At 70.5% G+C, this 18,529-nt stretch carries 22 protein-coding genes; 12 read left to right on the forward strand and 10 right to left on the reverse strand.

The window, feature by feature from the left end; translation table 11 throughout:
- Both FAF44_RS33980 and FAF44_RS33985 read left to right on the forward strand, forming a co-directional pair.
- The coding region (locus tag FAF44_RS33980; protein ID WP_237107429.1) for a response regulator transcription factor at positions 1–398 on the forward strand (398 nt) is incomplete at its 5' end.
- A gap of 276 nt (positions 399–674) precedes the next feature.
- The gene (locus FAF44_RS33985) at positions 675–1,154 is read left to right on the forward strand and encodes a hypothetical protein (RefSeq protein WP_237107430.1); all 480 of its coding nucleotides are present in this window, start codon (positions 675–677) and stop codon (positions 1,152–1,154) included.
- Between the two features lie 48 nt (positions 1,155–1,202).
- Here the strand turns inward: FAF44_RS33985 and FAF44_RS33990 are convergent, their stop codons facing one another.
- From FAF44_RS33990 to FAF44_RS34020, 7 genes are all read right to left on the reverse strand, one after another.
- A complete protein-coding gene (locus FAF44_RS33990) occupies positions 1,203–1,436 on the reverse strand; it encodes a hypothetical protein (RefSeq protein WP_237107431.1) in 234 nt (77 codons plus the stop codon).
- A 621-nt stretch (positions 1,437–2,057) separates the two neighbouring features.
- Positions 2,058–3,245 carry an SGNH/GDSL hydrolase family protein gene (locus tag FAF44_RS33995; protein ID WP_237107432.1) on the reverse strand — a complete coding sequence of 396 codons (1,188 nt, stop codon included), beginning with the start codon at positions 3,243–3,245 and terminating at the stop codon, positions 2,058–2,060.
- Positions 3,246–3,256: 11 nt separating this feature from the next.
- Positions 3,257–4,084: an endonuclease/exonuclease/phosphatase family protein gene (locus FAF44_RS34000; protein WP_237107433.1), complete on the reverse strand. Its 828-nt coding sequence runs from the start codon at positions 4,082–4,084 to the stop codon at positions 3,257–3,259.
- Between the two features lie 22 nt (positions 4,085–4,106).
- Positions 4,107–4,913 (reverse strand): carbohydrate ABC transporter permease, encoded by an 807-nt coding sequence (locus FAF44_RS34005; protein WP_237107434.1) that lies wholly within the window; start codon positions 4,911–4,913, stop codon positions 4,107–4,109.
- Positions 4,910–5,803, reverse strand: coding sequence for a carbohydrate ABC transporter permease (locus FAF44_RS34010; protein ID WP_237107435.1), 894 nt, complete (start codon positions 5,801–5,803; stop codon positions 4,910–4,912). Before FAF44_RS34010 ends, FAF44_RS34005 begins: the two co-directional genes overlap by 4 nt.
- Positions 5,800–7,041 carry an ABC transporter substrate-binding protein gene (locus FAF44_RS34015; protein WP_237107436.1) on the reverse strand — a complete coding sequence of 414 codons (1,242 nt, stop codon included), beginning with the start codon at positions 7,039–7,041 and terminating at the stop codon, positions 5,800–5,802. The genes FAF44_RS34010 and FAF44_RS34015 overlap by 4 nt, the downstream gene beginning before the upstream one ends.
- On the reverse strand, positions 7,038–8,270 hold the full coding sequence (locus FAF44_RS34020) for a Gfo/Idh/MocA family protein (protein WP_237107437.1): 1,233 nt from the start codon (positions 8,268–8,270) through the stop codon (positions 7,038–7,040). Before FAF44_RS34020 ends, FAF44_RS34015 begins: the two co-directional genes overlap by 4 nt.
- Before the next feature lie 72 nt (positions 8,271–8,342).
- On the opposite strand from FAF44_RS34020, the gene FAF44_RS34025 reads away from it, so the two are divergent.
- The 5 genes from FAF44_RS34025 (at position 8,343) to FAF44_RS34045 (ending at position 11,849) form a co-directional block, all read left to right on the forward strand.
- Complete coding sequence (locus tag FAF44_RS34025) at positions 8,343–9,446, forward strand: ROK family protein (RefSeq protein WP_237107438.1); 1,104 nt, start codon at positions 8,343–8,345, stop codon at positions 9,444–9,446.
- A gap of 19 nt (positions 9,447–9,465) precedes the next feature.
- Complete coding sequence (locus FAF44_RS34030) at positions 9,466–10,395, forward strand: inorganic phosphate transporter (protein WP_237107439.1); 930 nt, start codon at positions 9,466–9,468, stop codon at positions 10,393–10,395.
- Entirely contained in the window at positions 10,392–11,024 is a 633-nt protein-coding gene (locus tag FAF44_RS34035) for a DUF47 domain-containing protein (RefSeq protein ID WP_237107440.1), read from the forward strand. Before FAF44_RS34030 ends, FAF44_RS34035 begins: the two co-directional genes overlap by 4 nt.
- A gap of 116 nt (positions 11,025–11,140) precedes the next feature.
- Positions 11,141–11,281, forward strand: coding sequence for a hypothetical protein (locus tag FAF44_RS34040; RefSeq protein WP_237107441.1), 141 nt, complete (start codon positions 11,141–11,143; stop codon positions 11,279–11,281).
- 10 nt (positions 11,282–11,291) lie between these two features.
- Positions 11,292–11,849: a hypothetical protein gene (locus FAF44_RS34045; RefSeq protein WP_237107442.1), complete on the forward strand. Its 558-nt coding sequence runs from the start codon at positions 11,292–11,294 to the stop codon at positions 11,847–11,849.
- A 43-nt stretch (positions 11,850–11,892) separates the two neighbouring features.
- On the opposite strand, the gene FAF44_RS34050 is transcribed toward FAF44_RS34045, so the two are convergent.
- The gene (locus tag FAF44_RS34050; RefSeq protein ID WP_237107443.1) at positions 11,893–12,774 is read right to left on the reverse strand and encodes an RNA-binding protein; all 882 of its coding nucleotides are present in this window, start codon (positions 12,772–12,774) and stop codon (positions 11,893–11,895) included.
- A 221-nt stretch (positions 12,775–12,995) separates the two neighbouring features.
- On the opposite strand from FAF44_RS34050, the gene FAF44_RS34055 reads away from it, so the two are divergent.
- Positions 12,996–13,433 (forward strand): hypothetical protein, encoded by a 438-nt coding sequence (locus tag FAF44_RS34055; protein ID WP_237107444.1) that lies wholly within the window; start codon positions 12,996–12,998, stop codon positions 13,431–13,433.
- Positions 13,434–13,499: 66 nt separating this feature from the next.
- On the opposite strand, the gene FAF44_RS34060 is transcribed toward FAF44_RS34055, so the two are convergent.
- A complete protein-coding gene (locus FAF44_RS34060) occupies positions 13,500–13,658 on the reverse strand; it encodes a hypothetical protein (protein WP_237107445.1) in 159 nt (52 codons plus the stop codon).
- 89 nt (positions 13,659–13,747) lie between these two features.
- Positions 13,748–14,602 carry a MarR family transcriptional regulator gene (locus tag FAF44_RS34065; protein WP_237107446.1) on the reverse strand — a complete coding sequence of 285 codons (855 nt, stop codon included), beginning with the start codon at positions 14,600–14,602 and terminating at the stop codon, positions 13,748–13,750.
- 159 nt (positions 14,603–14,761) lie between these two features.
- On the opposite strand from FAF44_RS34065, the gene FAF44_RS34070 reads away from it, so the two are divergent.
- The 4 genes from FAF44_RS34070 to FAF44_RS34085 all read left to right on the forward strand — a co-directional run bounded on the left by FAF44_RS34070 (position 14,762) and on the right by FAF44_RS34085 (position 18,500).
- The gene (locus FAF44_RS34070) at positions 14,762–15,634 is read left to right on the forward strand and encodes a haloalkane dehalogenase (RefSeq protein WP_237107447.1); all 873 of its coding nucleotides are present in this window, start codon (positions 14,762–14,764) and stop codon (positions 15,632–15,634) included.
- A 249-nt stretch (positions 15,635–15,883) separates the two neighbouring features.
- Positions 15,884–17,134, forward strand: a complete 1,251-nt coding sequence (ilvA, locus tag FAF44_RS34075) for a threonine ammonia-lyase IlvA (RefSeq protein ID WP_237107448.1) — start codon at positions 15,884–15,886, stop codon at positions 17,132–17,134.
- 133 nt (positions 17,135–17,267) lie between these two features.
- A complete protein-coding gene (locus FAF44_RS34080; protein ID WP_237107449.1) occupies positions 17,268–17,423 on the forward strand; it encodes a hypothetical protein in 156 nt (51 codons plus the stop codon).
- Positions 17,424–17,438: 15 nt separating this feature from the next.
- A complete protein-coding gene (locus tag FAF44_RS34085; protein WP_237107450.1) occupies positions 17,439–18,500 on the forward strand; it encodes an LLM class flavin-dependent oxidoreductase in 1,062 nt (353 codons plus the stop codon).
- The last annotated feature ends 29 nt before the right edge of the window (positions 18,501–18,529 follow it).

An 18,529-nucleotide genomic window follows, 5' to 3' on the forward strand; every position in this document is an offset into this window, starting at 1 on the left:
GGGAGCGGGTGCTCGTGCTGACCACGTACGAGGACGACGGGGAGATCCTGCGGGCCGTGGCGGCGGGGGCGGCGGGATACCTGTTGAAGGACGTCTCCCGCGCCGACCTGGCCGCCGCCGTGCGGGCGGTGGCCAGGGGCGAGACCGTGCTGTCGCCCTCCGTCGCCCGGCTGCTGGACGCGCGGCGGGAGGCGCCCGCGTTGTCGGAGCGCGAACGGGAGGTCCTGGAGCTGGTCGCGGAAGGGCTGACGAACGCCGCGATCGGGCGGCGGTTGTACATCGGGGAGGCGACGGTGAAGACGTACCTGCTGCGGGTGTACGCGAAGCTGGGCGTCTCCGACCGCACCTCCGCCGTGCTGGCGGCGCTGGACCTGGGGCTGGTGCGGCGGCGCGGCTGAATCCTGGGACGATCCACCCGCTCCCCGAAGGGGACGCCGCCCAAGCCCGGCGGATCGGGCAGGACCCGGCACAGCGCGGCGTGGTGCGCGATCCTGACCCCCGCGCAGGGAGCCGGCCGCAGCCACGACCGCGCCGGCATCCGAAGACGAACGTCGACCTTGCGTTCATGCTGTGACCAGCGGTTCGCCGCAAGAGGAGGAAAACGACTCAGTGTTCCCCACATTTTCCGAACATTTCATGGCGGTTCGCTGTCAAAGCAGAGTATGAAGAAGACGATGATCGGGACCGCGCTCCTCGCCGCCGCGCTGCTGGTCTCCGGCGCCACCGCGGCGAACGCCCAGGCGAAGACGACGTTGGGTCCCTACGGTTACGGCGCCGTCAAGCTCGGCATGACCGCCAAGCAGGCCAAGGCGACCGGGGGCGTCGTCCAGAAGATGCCGGGCGGCGGCGGTTGCTCCGGCTGGGACCTGAAGAAGTTCCCGACCCCCAAGGACTCTGTGGGCATCTACGTCTCGCCGAACGTGGGACTGGCTGCCATCTTCGCGGCGAAGGACATGAAGACCCCGCAAGGGATCAGGATCGGTTCCACCGCCAAGCAGTTGAAGGCGGCCTACCCGCACATCAAGAAGAACGCCCACGACTACTATGTGATCACGGTCCCCGGTAACAAGAAGGCCTATTACTCGTTCGCCGTCACGCAGGGCAAGGTCACCGAGTACGGCATCGCGCTGCACAAGCAGGACTGCTTCAACTAGTCCGGCGCGGAGGCAGCGGGGCCTCGGGCAGGGCTGTGAGCCATTCGGTCAGGAGGCGGTTGACCTCCTCGGGACGTTCCTGCTGGATCCAGTGGGCCGCAGCCGGTCCATGTTGCGGTAGCGGTTGAGGGCGCCGGTCATGCCGGTACGTTCGAACTCCCCGGTGTACACCTCCAGGTCGTCCTCGGTGAGCCAGGAAGGCGGCCGGCCGCCGGGGAACCGGTCGCGCAGCGTTGCGCCGGGGCTGACGAAGTGCGGGCCGGGCGCATCGGGGCCGGGCATGGTCTCGGCGGACAGCGCCGCGTAGAAGCCCGCGAGCCAGCCCCGTACGTCGGGACCGATCGACGACGAGGGCTTTCCCCGGCAGCGGACGGTCCTGGTGAGCGACGGGGCCGTCTCCGGGAGGCTGACCCCCGATCAGGGCACCCTGGCCCGAGACGGCTGGCGAGCCGGCGGTGCGGTCACGACCTCTACCTGGCGATGGACTCCGGTCATGATCAACTCACCGGTCCTCCGGGGCCCGCGGTGCTCGCGACACAACTTCTGGGCAGGACCCGCCGCAACGTGACGCTCGACGACTCCATGTCCCTGCAGTTCACCGGGATCGCCTCCTCGTCGGCGGGTGCCGGGCCGGTCACCGGGCGGATACGGGCATCCGCCCGTGAACTTCTCGGAGGCGTCCGGCACGCTGCGGGATCTCCTTCCTTCCTGCGAGCGGACGGGATCTTCCGAGGTCAGTACCTCGTCCTGCGCGGTCTCGCCGGGATCACGTTTCGCCCGGCCGGCCACTGACCAGCGGCGCGCAGGACTTCCCGGGTGGCCGGTGCTCCGGCGGGATCAGGTACGTGTCACGCGCGTCGAGGGCCGGGCGGTACGCGGCGTTCGCGTTCCGCCCGGCCGTGCTCAGCGCAGCAGGGTGAGGTCCACGGCGTCGGCCATGGCCGCGAATCCCGTGGCGTTGGGGTGGATGTGGTCGCCTCGGTCATAGGCCGGCAGGTAGCGCAGTGGGTCTGCCGGGTCGGCCAGCGCGGTCGCGAAGTCCACGACGCCGTCGAACGCGCCGCCGGTCGTGATCCAGGTGTTGACGGCCTGGCGTTCGGCCTCCAGCGCCTCGCTGTAGCCGGCGCTGCCCTTGAGCGGTGGCAGCGTCCCGCCGATGATCTTCACGCCCTTGGCCTGGACCCGGTCGATGATCTGGCGGTAGGCGGCGACGAGCTGGCCGGCGGTGGCGCGGTTGCGCAGGTCGTTCGTACCTTCGAGGAGGAGCACGTACCGCAGGCCGTCGCGGACGAGCACGTCGTGCTCCAGCCGGTTCAGCGCGCTCAGGCCGTCCTGCGCGGTGTCGGCCAGGACGCGGTTGCCGCCGATGCCGACGTTGACGACGGCGGGATCGCGTCCGGGGGTGCCGGCGAGCCGGGCCGCCAGGTAGTCGGGCCAGCGCTCGAACCCGTCCACGGCCGTGCCGGAGCCGTCGGTGACGGAGTCGCCGAGCGCGGCCAGCGTGTCGCGGGTGGGCCCGTGGGTGACGGCGACCGCGTTGAGGAAGATCCAGCTTCGCACCGTGGTGCTGAACGAGCCGCCGTCCTCCTCGGCGGTATGGTCGCCGGCCGTGAGGTAGTTGGTCTGCACGGCGGAGCGATGCCAGGTGGCCGGGCCGGTGGCGTCCGGGAGGTAGATGCTGACGGCCAGGTCCTGGCCGCTCCTGACCTTCAGCTCGACCGGGTCGCTGTGGACGTCCTGACCCGCCGGGACCGTCACCGAGGGCTCGCCGCCGAAGGCGAGGCGTCGTGAGGTGCCTTCGACCAGCGCGGGACCGGAGCTCCTCAGCGCCACGGTGGCGCTGCCGAAGGTCACCGGCCGGTCGCCATGGAGGTTGGAGAGCCGGATGCGCACCTGGTTGCCGTCGCCGCGCATCCGTACGACCATGCGGATGCTCTGGTTCTCGTACGCGGGTGGGACGGCGGCGGCGGCCGAGGAGTGCAGGGAGGTGGCCCAGGCGTCGGTCCAGTGCTCGGCGGCCTGTGCGGGAAGCGCGATCGGCATGGCCAGCGCCACGCCGAGTAACGCGGTGCGCAGCCGCCGAGAGAGCACGGAGAGGTCCTTCACGGGAGCAGCAGGTCCGTGACCAGCGGCAGGTGGTCCGAGGCGTCGGTGCTGACCAGCCAGGCCGAGCGCACGTCGGTGCCCTTGGGCACGAAGACGTAGTCGAAGCGCCACGTGTCGGCCGCCGACAGGCCGGGGCCCACGCCGACCCGTGCCCATACGTCGTCGTAGCGGTCGGTGAAGGTCTTGATGCCGGGAAAGGTCGGTACGGCGTTGGTGTCGCCGAGGAAGACGACCGGCTGGGCCGACCCGGCGAGCCGGGCCGTGATGGCGTCGGCCTGCTCCTGCCACTCGGCGTCGCTGGTGTGCTGCATGTGGGAGTTACCCAGGCGTACCTGCTTGCCCTGGATGTTGACGACGACCTCCAGCAGGCCGCGCGGCTCGCTGCCGGCGTACTGCGGAAGGAGGGTGTTCTGCGATTCGAGGATCGGCCAACGGGACAGGAACGCGGTGCCGTACTGCCTGCGCGGCTGACCCGGCTCCAGCGGGTCCAGGTCGTAGTTGGCGCCGTAGGCATGATGCATGCCGAGCATCCTGGCCAGCTCGCCGGGGGTGTCGAGCCACTCGCTGCGCGCGCGGAAGTGCTTGTCGACCTCCTGCAGTCCGATGACGTCGGCGTCGATGGCCTCGATCATCTCGGCGGTGTGCCGGAGGTCGAAGACGTTGTCGGCGCCGGCGCCGTAGTGGATGTTGAAGGAGGCCACGCGGATGACGCCGCGCCTGATCCTGCGCTTCTCCACGGTCGCGGAGGCGGGCATCGCGGCCAGTCCGACGCCGGCCGCCGCCACGGCGCCCGCGCCGAACAGACCTCTCCTGCTGATGCTCATGATGGGGGGTTCCTTTCCGGGGTTACTTGAGCGCGCCGGACGTGAGCCCGGCGACGATCCTCTTCTGGAAGACCAGGACGAGGATCACGAGGGGGATCGTGACGATGACCCCCGCGGCCATCTGGGTGCCGAACGGGGTGTCGAAGTCGGAGGCTCCGCCGAACTGGGCCACGCGCACCGTGGCGGTCTGCATGTCCGCCTTGCTGATCATGGTGAGCGCGATCATGAACTCGTTCCAGGTGGCGAAGAACGCGAGGATGGCCGTGGTGAACACGCCCGGCGCGGCGATCGGCAGGATCACCCGCCGGAACGCGCCCCAGCGGCTGCAGCCGTCGATCGTGGCGGCCTGCTCCAGCTCGTGCGGCATCTGGCGGAAGAACGCGGTGAGCGTCCAGACGGCCAGCGGCAGCGCGAACGACATGCTGGGCACGATCATCGCGTGGTAGGTGTTGATCCAGCCCAGCTCGGTGAAGAGCTTGAGCAGCGGGACGATCAGCAGCGCGCCGGGGAACATCGAGGTGCCCATGACGAGGCCGAGCACGAGGTTCTTGCCGCGGAAGGTGAGCCGGGCCAGCGCGTAGGCGCAGCAGATGCCGAGGGTCAGCGTCAGCACGGTGGTGCCGGCCGACACGATCAGGCTGTTGAGCAGCGCCCGGCCGAAGTCGCTGTGCCCGGAGAACACCGCCGCGTAGTTCTCCAGCGACGGGGGCGACGGCCACGGCGTGGTTTCGAAGATGTCGCCGGTGCGCCGCAGGCTGGAGACGACCATCCAGTAGAACGGCGCCAGGCAGTACACCACGACGAGCCCGGCCGCCAGGGCCCTCTTCATGCCGTCCTCTTCCTTGATCGGGTGTCGGCGAGCAGGTCGGCGCCGAGCAGGCGGACGAAGACGAACACCACGACGGCCACGTACGCGATGAGCACCATCCCGTAGGCGGCGGCCGACCCGTATCTGAGCTGGGTGGCCTCGTCCCAGACCAGGGCCGACAGGGTCTCCACCGAGAGCTTGCCCCGGCCGATCATCACGAACGGCAGGTCGAACATGGCCAGCGCGTCGAGGATGCGGAACAGGACCGCCACCACCAGCGCGGGCTTGACCAGCGGCAGCGTGATACGCCAGAACGTCTGCCAGGCCGACGCCCCGTCCACCTTCGCCGCCTCGTAGACCATCGTGGGGATGATCTGCAGCCCGGCCAGCACCAGCAGCCCGACGAACGGCGCGGTCTTCCACGTGTCGGCGATGATGACGGCGAGCTTGGCCTGGACGCCCTCGGTGGTCCACAGGATCTTCTCGCCGAGGATGGCGTTGGCCACGCCGTCGGCCTGGAACACCCACCGCCACATCAGGCCGGAGATGGCGGTCGGCACCGCCCAGGGGATGAGGATGCCGGCCCGTACGACGCCGCGGCCACGCAGCACGTTGTGCATGACCAGCGCCATCGCGACGCCGAGCACGGTCTCCAGCGTGACCGTGACGAGGGTGAAGACCGTGGTGTTGAGCAGGGCGTTGACGAAGCGCTCGCCGACCAGTTCGGCGTAGTGGGCCAGGCCGACGAACCGCTCGCCCTCGACGACGAAACCGTCGGCGTCCAGGCCTTCGCCCCGGACGTACATCGACTCCCGAGCGGCCGCGACCAGCGGGTACAGGACCACCAGGGCGAGGGCGAGCAGCGTCGGGGAGATCATCAGTGCGGTGAACCACCGCGAGCCGCGCCTCATTGCTTGAGCAGCCCCGACAGTTGCTGCTGCAGCCCGGACAGCGCCTGCTCGACGGCCACCTCGCCGGACAACGCCGGGTAGACGGCGTTCTGGATGGCCGCGGTCACGTCACCGTACTTGACGGCGACCGGCCGGGGCTTGGCCGCGACGATGCCCTGCTTCAGTGAGGGCAGGTACGGGTACTGCTTGACGAGTTCCTGGTCGTCGTAGAGCGCCGTGCGGGCGACGGGTGTGCTGTTGACCGTGGCCCAGATCTTCATCTGCTCGGGCGAGGTGAAGAAGGTCAGGAAGTCCTTCGCGGTCTCCTTGCGCTTGGAGAACGCGGAGATCGCCAGGTTCGCCCCGCCCAGCGTGCCGCTGCCCGGTCCGTCGAGGCCGGGAATGGGGGCGACCTCGACCTTGCCCGCCACGGGGCTGTCGGCGGCGTTGGCGGTGCCGTACAGCGAGGCCCAACTGCGCGCGAAGAGCACCTTGCCGCTCTGCAGGGCGTTCTTGACCTCGTCCTCCTTGAAGGTGATGCCCTCCTTGGGGATCATGCCGCTCTTGAGCCCGTCGACGAGGAACGTCAGTCCCGCCTTGGCGGCGTCGGTGTCCAGGTGCGGGACGCCGGACTCGTCGGCCACGGTGCCGCCCGCCGACTGCACGGCCTCGGCGAAGGAGACGGTCAGGCCCTCGTACTTGTCGAGCAGGCCCGCGTAGCAGGACATCTCCTTGTGCTCGGGCAGGACCTCGGCACAGGTCTCCTTCATCTCGGCCCAGGTCGTGGGGGCCTTGTCGACGAGGTCGCCGCGGTAGTAGAGCAGGCCGGTCCCGGTGAGCCACGGCATCGCGTACAGATTGCCGCGGTAGGTGGCGGTCGCCAGGGTGGGCGCGAGGAACTCGTCGGCCTTGAACGTGCCGGCGGCGACGGGGTCCACCCAGCGGTTGGCCGCGAACTCGGCCGTCCAGACCGCGTCCAGCATGATGACGTCCATCGCGTCCGACTTGGTCTGCGCGTTGTTGATGAGGCGCTGCCGCTGGCTGTCGGCGTCCTTGGGCTGGATGTCCAGGGTCACCTTCTGATCGGGGTGGGCCGCGTTCCAGGCGTCGATCACCTTTCTGGTCGCGGCCTCGTGGCTCTGGGTGTCGACAATGGTGATCGGGCCGCGTCCGTCGGCGGACGCTTCCTCTTCGCCGGCGCCGCACGCGGTGGTCGTGGCGAGCGTCAGCGCGCAGGCGAGCAGAAGGGTCTTCTTCATCGTTGTTCCTTCAGGGTGACGACGGTTCCGGTGAGGCGGGCTTCCTCGGCCGCCCACGCGATCTCGTGGCTGTGCAGGCTTTCACGGGGGTCCGAGAGGATCGGAGCCGGGTCGTTGCGGGCGAGGGCGTCCAGGAACGCGGTGACCAGGCCCTGGTCACCGCCGCTGTGCCCGTCCTTGGGCGGCTTCGTGTCGATGACTTCGACGGCTCCGGTCACGAAGTCGGTCACGGTGAGCCGGGCGCCGTCCCCCTCAAGGGAGCCGCGCGTGCCGAAGATGCGGGTCTTGCGGGGCGACTTCGGGGAGAAGGCGGTCATCGTGAACGAGGCGGTGGCCCCGCCGTCGAAGTCCAGGTTGACCACCTGGTGGTCGACCACGTCGTTGTCGCACGCGTACACGCACCTGCCGTAGGGGCCCTCGCGCAGCGCGCGCAGCACGGCCGCCTCCGTCGTGTCCTCGCTCAGCACGGCCAGCGGCCAGCGGTCCTGGCTGCCCACGAAGGGCAGGTAGATGCGCTTGGCGTCGTAGGGGCAGGTGTCCGCGACGGCGCAGTCCAGGCAGCGATCCGCCGCACCCTCCGGCTGGTTCGCCGCCGTGAAGTGCTTCAGCCCGCCGAACGACGACACCCGGGTGACCCGCCGGCCCATCACGTACGTCAGCCAGTCAAGATCGTGGCACGATTTGGCGAGCAGCATGAATGTGGCCTGATCGGCACGACGCCAGTTGCCCCGCACATAGGAGTGGGCGTGATGCCACCAGCCGACCGGCTCCAGGTGCTCGATGTTGACGATCTCGCCGAGCCGCCCGCTGTCGAGCACCGCCTTCACCCCACGGGTGTAGGACGTGTAGCGCATCACGTGGCAGACGGCGAACAACACACCCGCCCGTTCGGCGGCTGCGACGATCCTCCGGCAGTCCTCCAGCCGGATGGCCATCGGCTTCTCCAACAGGATGTGGTAGCCGAGTTCGGCGAAGCGCACCGCCGGTTCCACGTGGTTGGCGTCCAATGTCGCGATCACCACCGCGTCGGCGAGCCGTGGCTGCTGGGCGAGTTCCCGCCAGTCGTCAAAGCCGACGGCCCCCGGGTGCTCGGCGAGCAATCCTTCCCGGCGCCGTGGATCAGGCTCGGCCACGGCGGCGAGCCTGGCACGGCCGTCCGTCGTCGCGTACCTCGTGTATCTCGTCCCCCGGTCGCCCGCGCCGACCAGGGCCAGATCAACCTGCCGCATGTTCTGCACTCCAATTATGAGAAGACGCGACGTAAAGCTAGAGTTTGCCCAGTCCTACCGTCAAGGGGCCTTATGAGAACTCTCGGTATTACTAACGACACCGCCTTGCTGCGCCGCCTCAACACCCGCGCGACCCTGCACGCCCTGCGTGAAGGCGGGGCTCAGACGCTGACGCAGCTCGCGCGGGCCGCCGGCCTGTCGCGGCAGACCGCCGAGGTGGCGCTCTCCGACCTGACCGAACGAGGGCTCGCGGAGGAGTCCGCGCCGACCGAGGGCAAGGCGGGACGGCCGGCCCGGCGCTTCAGGTTCAGGGCCGAAGCGGGTCACGTCGTCGGCCTGGACGTGGGGCCACGGCGGATCCTCGCCATGCTGGCCGACCTCAACGGCGACGTGATCGAGGAGCGGCGGCTCGACGCGGACGAGCACATGCCCGCCGCCGAACGCCTCGCGCTGGCCAAGCGAGCCGCCACCGCGTGCGTGGAGGCGGCGGGGTTGACCCGTGGCGGCGTGTGGGCGGCCACGGTGGGCACCTCGGGCGTCGTGGACCGGTCCGCCAGGGTGTCGGTCTCGCACCTCATCCCCGGCTGGACCGGGCTCGACCTCGGCGGCCAGGTGGGACGATGGTTCGGCTGCCCGGGGTTCGCGGCCAACGACGCCAACCTCGCGGCCGTCGCCGAGCACTGGCGGGGCAGCGCACGGCACGTCGAGGACCTGGTCTACGTGCTTTCCGGCTACCGGGCCGGGCACGGCCTGCTGCTCGACGGCCGGTTGCGGGCCGGCCGCACCGGCAGCGCCGGCGAACTCGGCAGGTTGCCGCTCACCGGCTGGGAGGATTCGTCCGTCGTGCTCGCCAAGGCCGGACGCGACGCGGAGGAGATCTTCCAGGCGGCGCAGGCAGGCGACGAGCAGGCGCTCTCGGTGGTGGACAGACTCGCGCACGGGCTCGCACGTGGCGCGTCGGCGCTCGTTCTCGTCGTGGACCCCGAGTTGGTCGTCGTGGGCGGTGGATTCTCGCGCGGGGGCGAATTGCTGCTCGAACGGATGCGGGCGCACCTGGCCGAGATGTGCCTCAACCCGCCCGAGGTCGCGCTGTCCACGTTCGGCGAGGAGAGCATCGCACTCGGCGCGGTACGCATGGCGCTGGACCACGTCGAGCGGGAACGGCTCGGGCTGTGACGGGAGAAGGCAGCCTCCCATGTCCTTAGAGGTTCTGCTCGCGGCCGTCTTCGCCCTGGTCGCGGGCGTCAACGACGGCGGCGCCCTGCTGGCCCCCGGCCACAAGCTGCCCACGGTACGGCCACGGACCGGCATCGCCGTGCTCGTCGCGATGAACGCGCTGGTCCCCCTGCTCACCCAGGACGTGGCACAGACCTTCACCCGGCGCCTGGCCACGCCGCAAGGCCCGCACGCCCGGCACGTCCTGGCGGTCGCGGTGATCGCGGCGCTGGTCGTCGTCCTGACCCTCAGTCATTTCGGCAAACCCACCAGCCTCACTCTGGCCATCGTCGGAGGACTCACCGGGGCCGGGATCGGCTGGGGCATGCCCGTGGCGGCCGGGCCGGTGGTGCTCGTGCTGGCGGTGGGGCTGGCCGCGCCGTTCGCCGGGGCCCTGGTGGCGCCGGTGGTGTCGCGGCTGCTGGGCGCCGTGACCGCGAGCCGGGGGCTGGCGCGCTGGCACTGGGCCGGGTTCGCCGTCCAGAGCCTCGCCTACGCCGCCAACGACGGCCAGAAGATGCTGGCCGTCTTCATCCTCGCGCTGGGCGTCCCGGATGCGCCGCCTGCCGTCACGCTGACGACCGCGACCCTGTTCGGCGTCGGAGCGCTGTACGGCCTGCCCAGAGCGGGCCGCACGCTGAGCATCGAGATCACCTCGGTCCGGCCCCGGTACGGCGTGGCCGCCCAGGCCGGCTCCGGCCTCACCGTGATCGGCTGCGCCGCGGCCGGCATGCCGGTGAGCATGACCCAGGCGGTCGCGGGCGGGTTGATCGGATCGGCGATGGCGGAGGGCGGCGGCAGGGTGCGCTGGCACGCGGCCGTCCGGATCGTGCTGGCCTGGCTGCTGACGTTGCCGACGAGCGCCCTGCTCGCGGGGCTGGCGGCGTTCGGATGGAGGATGGTCGTATGAGGCGCCTGAGCCGGGTTCGTGATCTGCTGGCCGGGCGCATGGACACCGCGCTGACGAAGGCTCTGGCAGGACAACTCCGGGCGACCAAGGAGGGCGCCCGGCTCGCGCTGGCCATGGTGGCGGGCGAGATCGACCACACCAGGGCGCACGAGCAGATGCGGACGATCGAGCACCTCGGCGACACCCAGCGGGCCCGGCTGGTGGCGGAGCTGGAGTCCGTCCTGATCACCCCGATCGACCGGGAGGACCTGTTCCGGCTCTCGCGCGCCATCGACGACGTGCTCGACGCGCTGCGTGACTTCGTCAGGGGAGCCCACCTGTATCGGATACCTGGGCAGATCAGATTCGTCCCGCTGCTCGACCAGGTGATCGAGGGCATCGAGGCGTTGGACGAAGCCGTGTGCGCGCTGGCGTCGAAACCGTCGGCAGCCGTAGGAGACGCCCTGGCGGCCAAGAAGGCCGGTGGCGCGGTGCGCAGGATGTACCAGTACGAGATCGCCGGGATCTTCACCGGCGAACTGACGACGGACAAGATGAAGGAACGAGAGCTCGCTCGCCGCCTCGAGATCGCGGGCACCGCCATCGCCGCCGCTGCCGACGCCGCGGCCGAGGGCGCGATGAAGCGCTGATCCGGCCGGGCCGCTCGATGGAACACCTCCGTGCGGAGGACGCCAGCTCGTGGCCGGCCGCCGCTCGGATAACGTTCTTGATCAGACCTCTTCCGAGAGACCAGCGGAGCATGGCGATGAAGATCGCGTTCTTCGGCGATGTCCACGGTTGTGTGGTGCACGCGTTGGCCGGAGCCGTCATGCTCGCCCGCCGCGAGGCGGTCGAGCTCGACGCCGTGATCCAGGGAGGATCATCGATGGCTCGCCGGCCTGCATGACGCCGCCGCCGTGACCCCGGTCGATCCCCTCGGCGCATTTCACCACACGGCCTGTGGGCACATAACCGACATCGCAGGACAACGCATCGCGTTCCTCGGAAAGATCGAATGGCCGGAGTCGATGGATCTCGACCATGAGGCCCACACCCGGCTCATGACCGTCGAACCCGGCAGCGTGGACATCCTGGGCACCCACGACGGCCCCTACGGCATGTCGTCCTGGCGCGGCATCACCCAAGGGTCGAGGAAACTGACCGAACTCATCGAGCGCCTACAACCCCGCCTGCACGTCAGCGGCCACTACCACCATCAGAACGGCCCACGCCACTATGGCGCGACAACCTCCTATGCGCTTGCCCAACTCGTCCCACCCAAGGTCAGAAGACGGGACTCCCTGCCGATCAACCCCCGGCAACGGATCGCACCGGGCAGCATCGGCCTGCTCGACACCCGGACCTACGCCTTCGAGTACATCCACTCCCCATGGCTCGCCGACATCCACGGCGACCACCTCGACCTGGCGGCGCTGCTCACCGCAACGCCCCGCGATCCACGCCCGCCTCGCTGAAGCCCGAGCCCCCGGCCCCGGACGCCCCTTTGGGTGGTGCGCATCAGGGCGTCCATCGTGCGCGGAGCACGCCATCGGGGTCGGGTAGCACGGCGGTCATCAGCGGGGTCCGTTCGTCGGCGTAGCCGGGGAGAACCATGACCGCGTGAGCTTCGGCCAGCATGGCGGGCAGTGCCGGGCAGGTGGCGTCGTCGATCATCAGACTCGTGAGGTGTCCCCGAGAGTGCTGCCAGACGATCTCAACGAGGCCGTCGTCGGGGAGGCCGGCAAGGGCGGCGTCGACGTCTGTCGAAAGGCCGTCGGGCCAGATCAGCAGCTTGGCCCGTGGGGCGAGCCGGGTCCGCGTCAGGGCGACGTCGTCGAGCGTGATGTGGTGCCAGCGTGAGGCGTTGGATAGATGGCCCTCCTCAAGCAGCACCGCACCTCTCCTGCTGAGGAGAGCGTCCAGTTCGGCCCAGAACGCGTCGTCGGCGGGGCGCCGCCGTGCAGGATCGTCTTCATCGAGTCGTGGGTCGTACGGCGACCGGTCGATCGGCTCGGCGAAGAGCCCGCGCCGGTGGGTGAGCGCCAACGCGTGCGGGCACGGTAACGCGCTGCCGACGTAGACGTACTGGTCGTCACCGACGTGGACGAAGAACCGGTCCTCGGCCTCCAGGCGGCACCAGGCACCGTTGCCGCGCAGCATCGCCCGGACCAGCTCCAGGGCGACGGACATCGGCACCTGCGCGCCGTCGTGGTAACCCGTCAGGTCGGGTGGGAACAGCCCGGCCAGGCCGTGGCCGTCGATCGGCGATTCCGTACCGAAGCTGACGAAGCCGGTCACCCCAGGGTCTCGGATGGCGAGGTGGGTGCTGCCGCTCTCTTCGGCGAAAGCGGCCACAGACGCCAGGTAGGCCGCTTCCACGGGGCCGTGGTCGCTGTTCACATCTTCGTGGCCGACGTAGTGGCCGGCTTCATTGCGGTCGGCCGGGTCGTACTTCGTAACGCGGTAGACGTGAAGTTCCAGGCCAGGTCGGTCATCGACAGGACGGACCCGAGGTGATGATGCCGGTGAGCCAGGACCGGCCATAGGAACGTTCACCGTCCCATTCTGGATGGTGACCCTCCTCGCGTCGCGGATTCTTACGGCGTAAGTATAGTGGGCTCATGGAAAACATACATCGTAAGAATTCGGCGCTCGTGTTGTACGCGGGACTCGCGCTGAGCGTGCTCGTCACGCTCGTGCCGCTCCTCGACCTCGTCACCGCCGACAGCCTCACGGGCCATGTGCGCGCGGCCTACCCCGACTGGCCGCCGGAGCTGGTCGCGGCCGATCACGACGCCATCGTGAGCTACCTGACCGTCGCGGGCGTGCTGGGCGTCGCCGGCTGGCTCTGGACGATCCGGGCCGCGGCCGGGGGACGCCGGGTGCGCGCGCTCGCCACGACCCTCTTCTCCCTGGGCGCCTGCGTCGCGCTGGTCAACCTGACGCTCTCGGGCGGCGCGTACGACCGGGTCGTCCCCGTCCTGTACGGAACCCTGTGGCTGCTCCCGGTCGTGGCCGGGGCGGTCGTCGTCGCGCGGGCCTGGCGGCGGGCGGCCTGAGCGGGCGCCTGGTCGCCACCGGCTCCGGGCTCGTCCGAGGGAGTACCGATGGCGGGGTGCCCGCGTTCAAAGGCCGGGGCGGCCGGTCATGGTATGGCCGCACGGCGGCGGCTCCAGCGTGCTCCACGACGGCAGCCGCTTCGCCCGCGACGGCGCCGTCCCGCCGTCCCGGATGACCGGCTGCTCGACGCGCAACTCGCGGTGCTGGACGACCTCGCGCCGCACCCGGACCCCGAGCGCTGGAACGGCGAGCCGGGGTGCCGGGTGACCGCCTGGAAGCCGGTCATCGACGCGGGAACCCGGCCGCCGCCGCCTTACGGCAGGAGCTTGGCGAGCAGGGCGCGAAGTTCTCGGGCGGCGGGCGGGCCGAGGAGGTCGTCGATGTCGCGCTCGATGCTCTCCAGGGCTTCGAGCACCGCGGGGACGCGGGCGCGGCCGAGGTCGGTGAGTTGGAGGGCATAGCGACGCCGGTCATGCGGATCCTGGCCGCGGGACACGAGGCCGGCCTGCACCAGTTCCTCGATGAGTGATGCGGTGGCCGGTTCGGTCAGGTGCAGGTATCGGGCCAGTTGCTCCTGCGGGCAGGGGCCGAGCCGGTTCAGGGCGGGCAGCAGGGCGAAGTGGCGGGTACGCAGGTCGTACGCCGCGAGCCGATGATCCCCGAGACGGCGTAGCCGGTAGTGGGCCTGGGCGATCAGGTGCTCGATGCTGTGGATGGGGGAGGGCCCGTCGTCGGCGACGAGCTTGGTCAGCAGTGCCATGAGGCGCAGCCGTTCGGGCCCGGTGAGCGCGCCGGTGAGCTGGGCGTCGCGGTCGGCGACGGCTTGGCGCATGCCGTCCAGCGCGCTGCGGCCCGCCTCGGTCAGCGACAGCACGTAGGTGCGCCGGTTGGCCGGATTGCGGGTGCGCACGACATGGCCCGCCTCCTGGAGCCGATCGAGCAACCTGACCATGATCGTGCGGTTGATTCCGAGCCGATGGCCGAGGTCCTGCTGGGAGGGGGCGTCCTCGTCGGCGAGGATGTCGAGCACCACGAACTCGCGCGACTGTGGCCCGTCCTGCATGGCATGAGCGGTGACGGTGGTGAACACGCGGCGCATCAGGTGACCGGTGGTCGCGTGCAGCGGTCCGGATTCGTCGTCGACGGCGTTCCCCGCCTGGTCGGGCACGAGCCTCACCTCCTGGCGCGATGCTAGCAGGCTGATGGTTCCGATGAGGACGGTTGCAGAGAGATTAGTTGGGATGTTGACAGTTGGGAGAATGCGTATCTAGAGTCCAGGCGTCGACTCGTCGAAAGGGACTGAACGATCATGCACACCGTCGCCGTCATGGACTCTCATCTCGCCTACACGGAGACCGGGGAGGGGAGGTCGACCGTGGTGTTCCTGCACGGCAGTCCCACCTCGTCCTACGTCTGGCGCAACGTCATCCCGTACGTCGCCGATCACGCCAGAGTGCTGGCCCCGGACCTGATCGGGATGGGCGCCTCCGGCAAGCCCGACATCGGCTACCGCTTCGCCGACCACGCCCGCTACCTGGATGCCTGGTTCGAAGCCATGGGGCTGGAGGAAGTGGTGCTCGTCGGCCACGACTGGGGCGGCGCGCTGGCCATGGACCGTGCCGCCCGCCACCCCGGCCGCGTGCGCGGCGTCGCCCTCCTGGAGACGTTCCTGCGACCGCAGATGTGGGCGGAACTGCCGCAGGACGTGATCGACCACTCCCAGGCGCTGCGCACCCCCGGGCTCGGCGAGCGGCTGCTGCTGGAGGAGAACGCCGCCATCGAGTACGCCCTGCCCCACCCCTTCGCCATCAGGACGGGCCTCAGCCCGGAGGACCACGACGTCTACCGCGCGCCCTACCTCGACCCGGCCGCGCGCCGTCCGCTGCTCCAGTGGCCCCGCGAGATCCCCTACGACCGCGAACCGGCCGATGTGGCCGAGCGCATGGACGCCTACGGCGAATGGCTCGCCACCAGCCCTCAGGTACCCAAACTGCTCCTCACGGTCCAGGACGGTGTCGGCATCGCCTCCCCCGAGATCGTGGAATGGGCCCGCCGGACCATCGCCGCCCTCGAGATCGAAGGCATCGGACCCGCCGGCCACCAGGCCCCCGAGGACCAGCCGCACGCCATCGGCCGAGCCATCGCCGGCTGGCTGAACCGCCGGCACCTCCTCGCGCCGGCGCCGTCCTCCCAGGCATGACGGCGTTTCCCGGGCTCGTGTCCTCCTCGCCCGTGCTGTCGCGGTTGCTGTCACGAGCGTCATGGCGGGTATCCTTCGTGACGCCCGCGACGTTGCCGCGCCGGCACCGTGACCTGGTGGCACACCGGTCGACTCACTGCGCGCCCGAGCTTCCTCCGGCGGAATCCGTCGGCCCGGTGGGATCGCCGCCGGGCGACGGCCGCCGCCCGGTCACCGTCCCCTGATCCACCGCAAAGGCCAGGAGTACCCATGTCCGACCGTCTCACCGCCGCGATGATCAGCCAGGCGGCCGAACGGTTGCGGCCGGTGGTGCGCCGTACCGCGCTGGAGCCCAACGAGCGGCTGTCCGGCCTGCTCGGCGGCCAGGTGCTGCTCAAGCGCGAGGACGCGCAGGTCTGCCGCTCCTACAAGGTACGCGGCGCCTTCAACCTGATCGCCTCGCTCACGCAGGAGGAGCGGCGGCGTGGCGTGGTCTGCGCGAGCGCGGGCAACCATGGGCAGGGTGTCGCGTTCGCGTGCGCGCGGCTGGGGATCAGCGGACGTGTGTACGTCCCGTCCACCACGCCGCGGCAGAAGCGCGAGCGCATCGCGGCGCTCGGCGGTGACCGGGTGGAGATCGTGGTCCGCGGCGGCACCTACGACGAGGCGAGCAGCGCCGCGCACACCGACAGCGAGCACACCGGCGCGATCTACGTTCACCCGTTCGACGACGTCAGGACGATGGCCGGGCAGGGCACGGTGGGCCTGGAGCTCCTGGAACAGTGCGGGCAGGCGCCGCACACCGTCGTCGTCCCGGTCGGCGGCGGCGGCCTGATCAGCGGCATGGCCGTCTGGCTGCGCGAGCACTCACCCGCCACCCGCATCGTCGGCGCCGAACCCGCCGGCGCGGCCGGCATGCGCGCCGCACTCGACGAGGGCGGACCGATCGCCCTGCCCGAACTGGACACCTTCGTGGACGGCGCCGCCGTCGGCCGGGTGGGCAGCCTCACGTTCCCCCTGGTCAAGGAGCTCGTGGACGAGATCGTCACGGTCGATGAGGGCGCGGTGTGCACCGAGATGCTGGATCTCTACCAGAACGACGGCATCATCGCCGAACCCGCTGGGGCCCTCGCGGGCGCCGCGGCCCGCGAACTCCTGCCCTACGCCTCCGGACAGCCGGTGGTGTGCGTGGTGTCGGGCGGCAACAACGACGTCAGCCGGTACAACGAGGTGCTGGAACGGTCGCTCGTGAGCATCGGGCTGCGGCACTACTTCCTGGTGACCTTCCCGCAGCGTCCCGGCGCCCTGCGCCACTTCCTGGACGAGGTGCTGGGTGAGGGCGAGGACATCATCGCCTTCGAGTACATCAAGAAGAACAACCGCGACACCGGCCCGGCGCTCGTCGGCATCGAACTCGAACAGGCCGGCGACCTCGACAGCCTCCTGTCCCGGCTGAAGGCCGGCCCGCTCACGGTGGAGCGCATCCCGCCCGGCTCGCCCTTGTTCACCTTCATCCTCTAGGTGCCCAGGCAGGCCGGATCGTCGGGAGCGTCAGTGGCCGACAGCGCGCCGGGGCAGCGGGGACGAGTGCACGACGCTGGTCGTGACGGAGCCCGGGCCGCCGATTCGGCCGGAGACCTCTTCCAGGTGGCGCATGGAAACGCGCCGCGACGCCGACGCCCCTGACCGCGCCGATCGCGGCCGCCTGCGGCTGCTGACCCGGCGGCCAGCGCATGACCGGCGGATCGGTATCGACGTGCTCGATCCGCCGCTTGATGTCAGGCTGAGTACGTTCGGTTCGATCCCTTGAACCTGGGAGGTTGCGATGCGCGCAGGCGTCGTGGTCACCGCACGCCCTGGGGTGGAGGACCTCGCCGTGCAGGCCGAGGAGTCGGGCCTGCACAGTTTCTGGGTCTACGACACCCCGATGGTCCACGGCGATCCCTTCGTCGCCCTGGGGCTGTGTGCGAAGGCCACCAGCCGCATCAGGCTCGGCATCGGCGTGACCTCACCGGCGCTGCGCTCGGCCCCGGCCGCCGCGAGCGGGCTCGCCAGCCTCAACGCCCTGGCGCCAGGCCGGATCATCTGCGGGGTCGGCACCGGGAACACCGCCCGGCGCACGCTGGGCATGCGGCCGACCACGGCGGCCACGTTGGAGAGCTTCACCGCGGCACTGCAGGACCTGTGCGCCGGACACGGCATCGAGTATCGCGAGGGTGACCGGGTGAGCGACGTCCGGTTCCTGCACGCCGGCGGACACGTGAACACGGCCGACCCGATCGAGTTCGTCGTGGCCGCGCTGCTCGGGCCGAAGGCCGCCGCCGTCGCCGGCCGCCGCGGCACCGGCCTGATCTCCATGACGCCGGACCCCGCCGTCTGGCAGGCACTGCACGACGCCCGCCGGCACGCCGCCCACGGCACACCGCGCGTCCCCGGCACCCGTACGGACTCCTACGCGGTCACCGCGCTGCACGTACTCGACGGAGACGAGGACCCCCACGGCGACGCGGCCCGGGACGCGACCGGCCACCTCGTGATGTCGCTGCTGGCCTTCGCCGCCGACACCGCCGCCGACGCACACGCCTTCGCCGGGCGACTCGGCCCCGAGGAACGCGAGGCGGTGCGGCGACTCCTCGACCGGCGCGGCACCACCGCCACCGCACCCGACCGGCACACCAAGCTCTACTCCGGCTATCTCGGACGCATCGCGCCGGCGGACCGGGACCTGATCCTGCCCTCGCTGATGAACATGCTGGCCCTGGTCGGCACCCGCGACGACCTCCGCGCCCGCATCACCGCTCTGGAACAGGCCGGCATCGACGAACTGCTCATCCAGCCGGTGATCGACCCGCCCACCGAGATGGCCCGGCTCGCGAAACTCCTCTGAGCACGGGGCGAGCGGTCGAAAGTGATCTC

The organism is Nonomuraea sp. MG754425, assembly GCF_021699195.1.
Lineage (GTDB): Bacteria > Actinomycetota > Actinomycetes > Streptosporangiales > Streptosporangiaceae > Nonomuraea.

What these genes read in the sequence shown, in the direction of transcription:
- FAF44_RS34015 (WP_237107436.1), bottom strand. Translation starts at nt 7,041, where the DNA reads ATGAAGAAGACCCTTCTGCTCGCCTGCGCGCTGACGCTCGCCACGACC.
- FAF44_RS34070 (WP_237107447.1), top strand. Translation starts at nt 14,762, where the DNA reads ATGGACTCTCATCTCGCCTACACGGAGACCGGGGAGGGGAGGTCGACC.
- FAF44_RS34080 (WP_237107449.1), top strand. Translation starts at nt 17,268, where the DNA reads ATGGAAACGCGCCGCGACGCCGACGCCCCTGACCGCGCCGATCGCGGC.
- FAF44_RS34055 (WP_237107444.1), top strand. Translation starts at nt 12,996, where the DNA reads ATGGAAAACATACATCGTAAGAATTCGGCGCTCGTGTTGTACGCGGGA.
- ilvA (WP_237107448.1), top strand. Translation starts at nt 15,884, where the DNA reads ATGTCCGACCGTCTCACCGCCGCGATGATCAGCCAGGCGGCCGAACGG.
- FAF44_RS33985 (WP_237107430.1), top strand. Translation starts at nt 675, where the DNA reads ATGATCGGGACCGCGCTCCTCGCCGCCGCGCTGCTGGTCTCCGGCGCC.
- FAF44_RS34010 (WP_237107435.1), bottom strand. Translation starts at nt 5,803, where the DNA reads ATGAGGCGCGGCTCGCGGTGGTTCACCGCACTGATGATCTCCCCGACG.
- FAF44_RS34020 (WP_237107437.1), bottom strand. Translation starts at nt 8,270, where the DNA reads ATGCGGCAGGTTGATCTGGCCCTGGTCGGCGCGGGCGACCGGGGGACG.
- FAF44_RS34040 (WP_237107441.1), top strand. Translation starts at nt 11,141, where the DNA reads ATGAAGATCGCGTTCTTCGGCGATGTCCACGGTTGTGTGGTGCACGCG.
- FAF44_RS34035 (WP_237107440.1), top strand. Translation starts at nt 10,392, where the DNA reads ATGAGGCGCCTGAGCCGGGTTCGTGATCTGCTGGCCGGGCGCATGGAC.
- FAF44_RS33990 (WP_237107431.1), bottom strand. Translation starts at nt 1,436, where the DNA reads ATGCCCGGCCCCGATGCGCCCGGCCCGCACTTCGTCAGCCCCGGCGCA.
- FAF44_RS34000 (WP_237107433.1), bottom strand. Translation starts at nt 4,084, where the DNA reads ATGAGCATCAGCAGGAGAGGTCTGTTCGGCGCGGGCGCCGTGGCGGCG.
- FAF44_RS34085 (WP_237107450.1), top strand. Translation starts at nt 17,439, where the DNA reads ATGCGCGCAGGCGTCGTGGTCACCGCACGCCCTGGGGTGGAGGACCTC.
- FAF44_RS34005 (WP_237107434.1), bottom strand. Translation starts at nt 4,913, where the DNA reads ATGAAGAGGGCCCTGGCGGCCGGGCTCGTCGTGGTGTACTGCCTGGCG.
- FAF44_RS34025 (WP_237107438.1), top strand. Translation starts at nt 8,343, where the DNA reads ATGAGAACTCTCGGTATTACTAACGACACCGCCTTGCTGCGCCGCCTC.
- FAF44_RS34030 (WP_237107439.1), top strand. Translation starts at nt 9,466, where the DNA reads ATGTCCTTAGAGGTTCTGCTCGCGGCCGTCTTCGCCCTGGTCGCGGGC.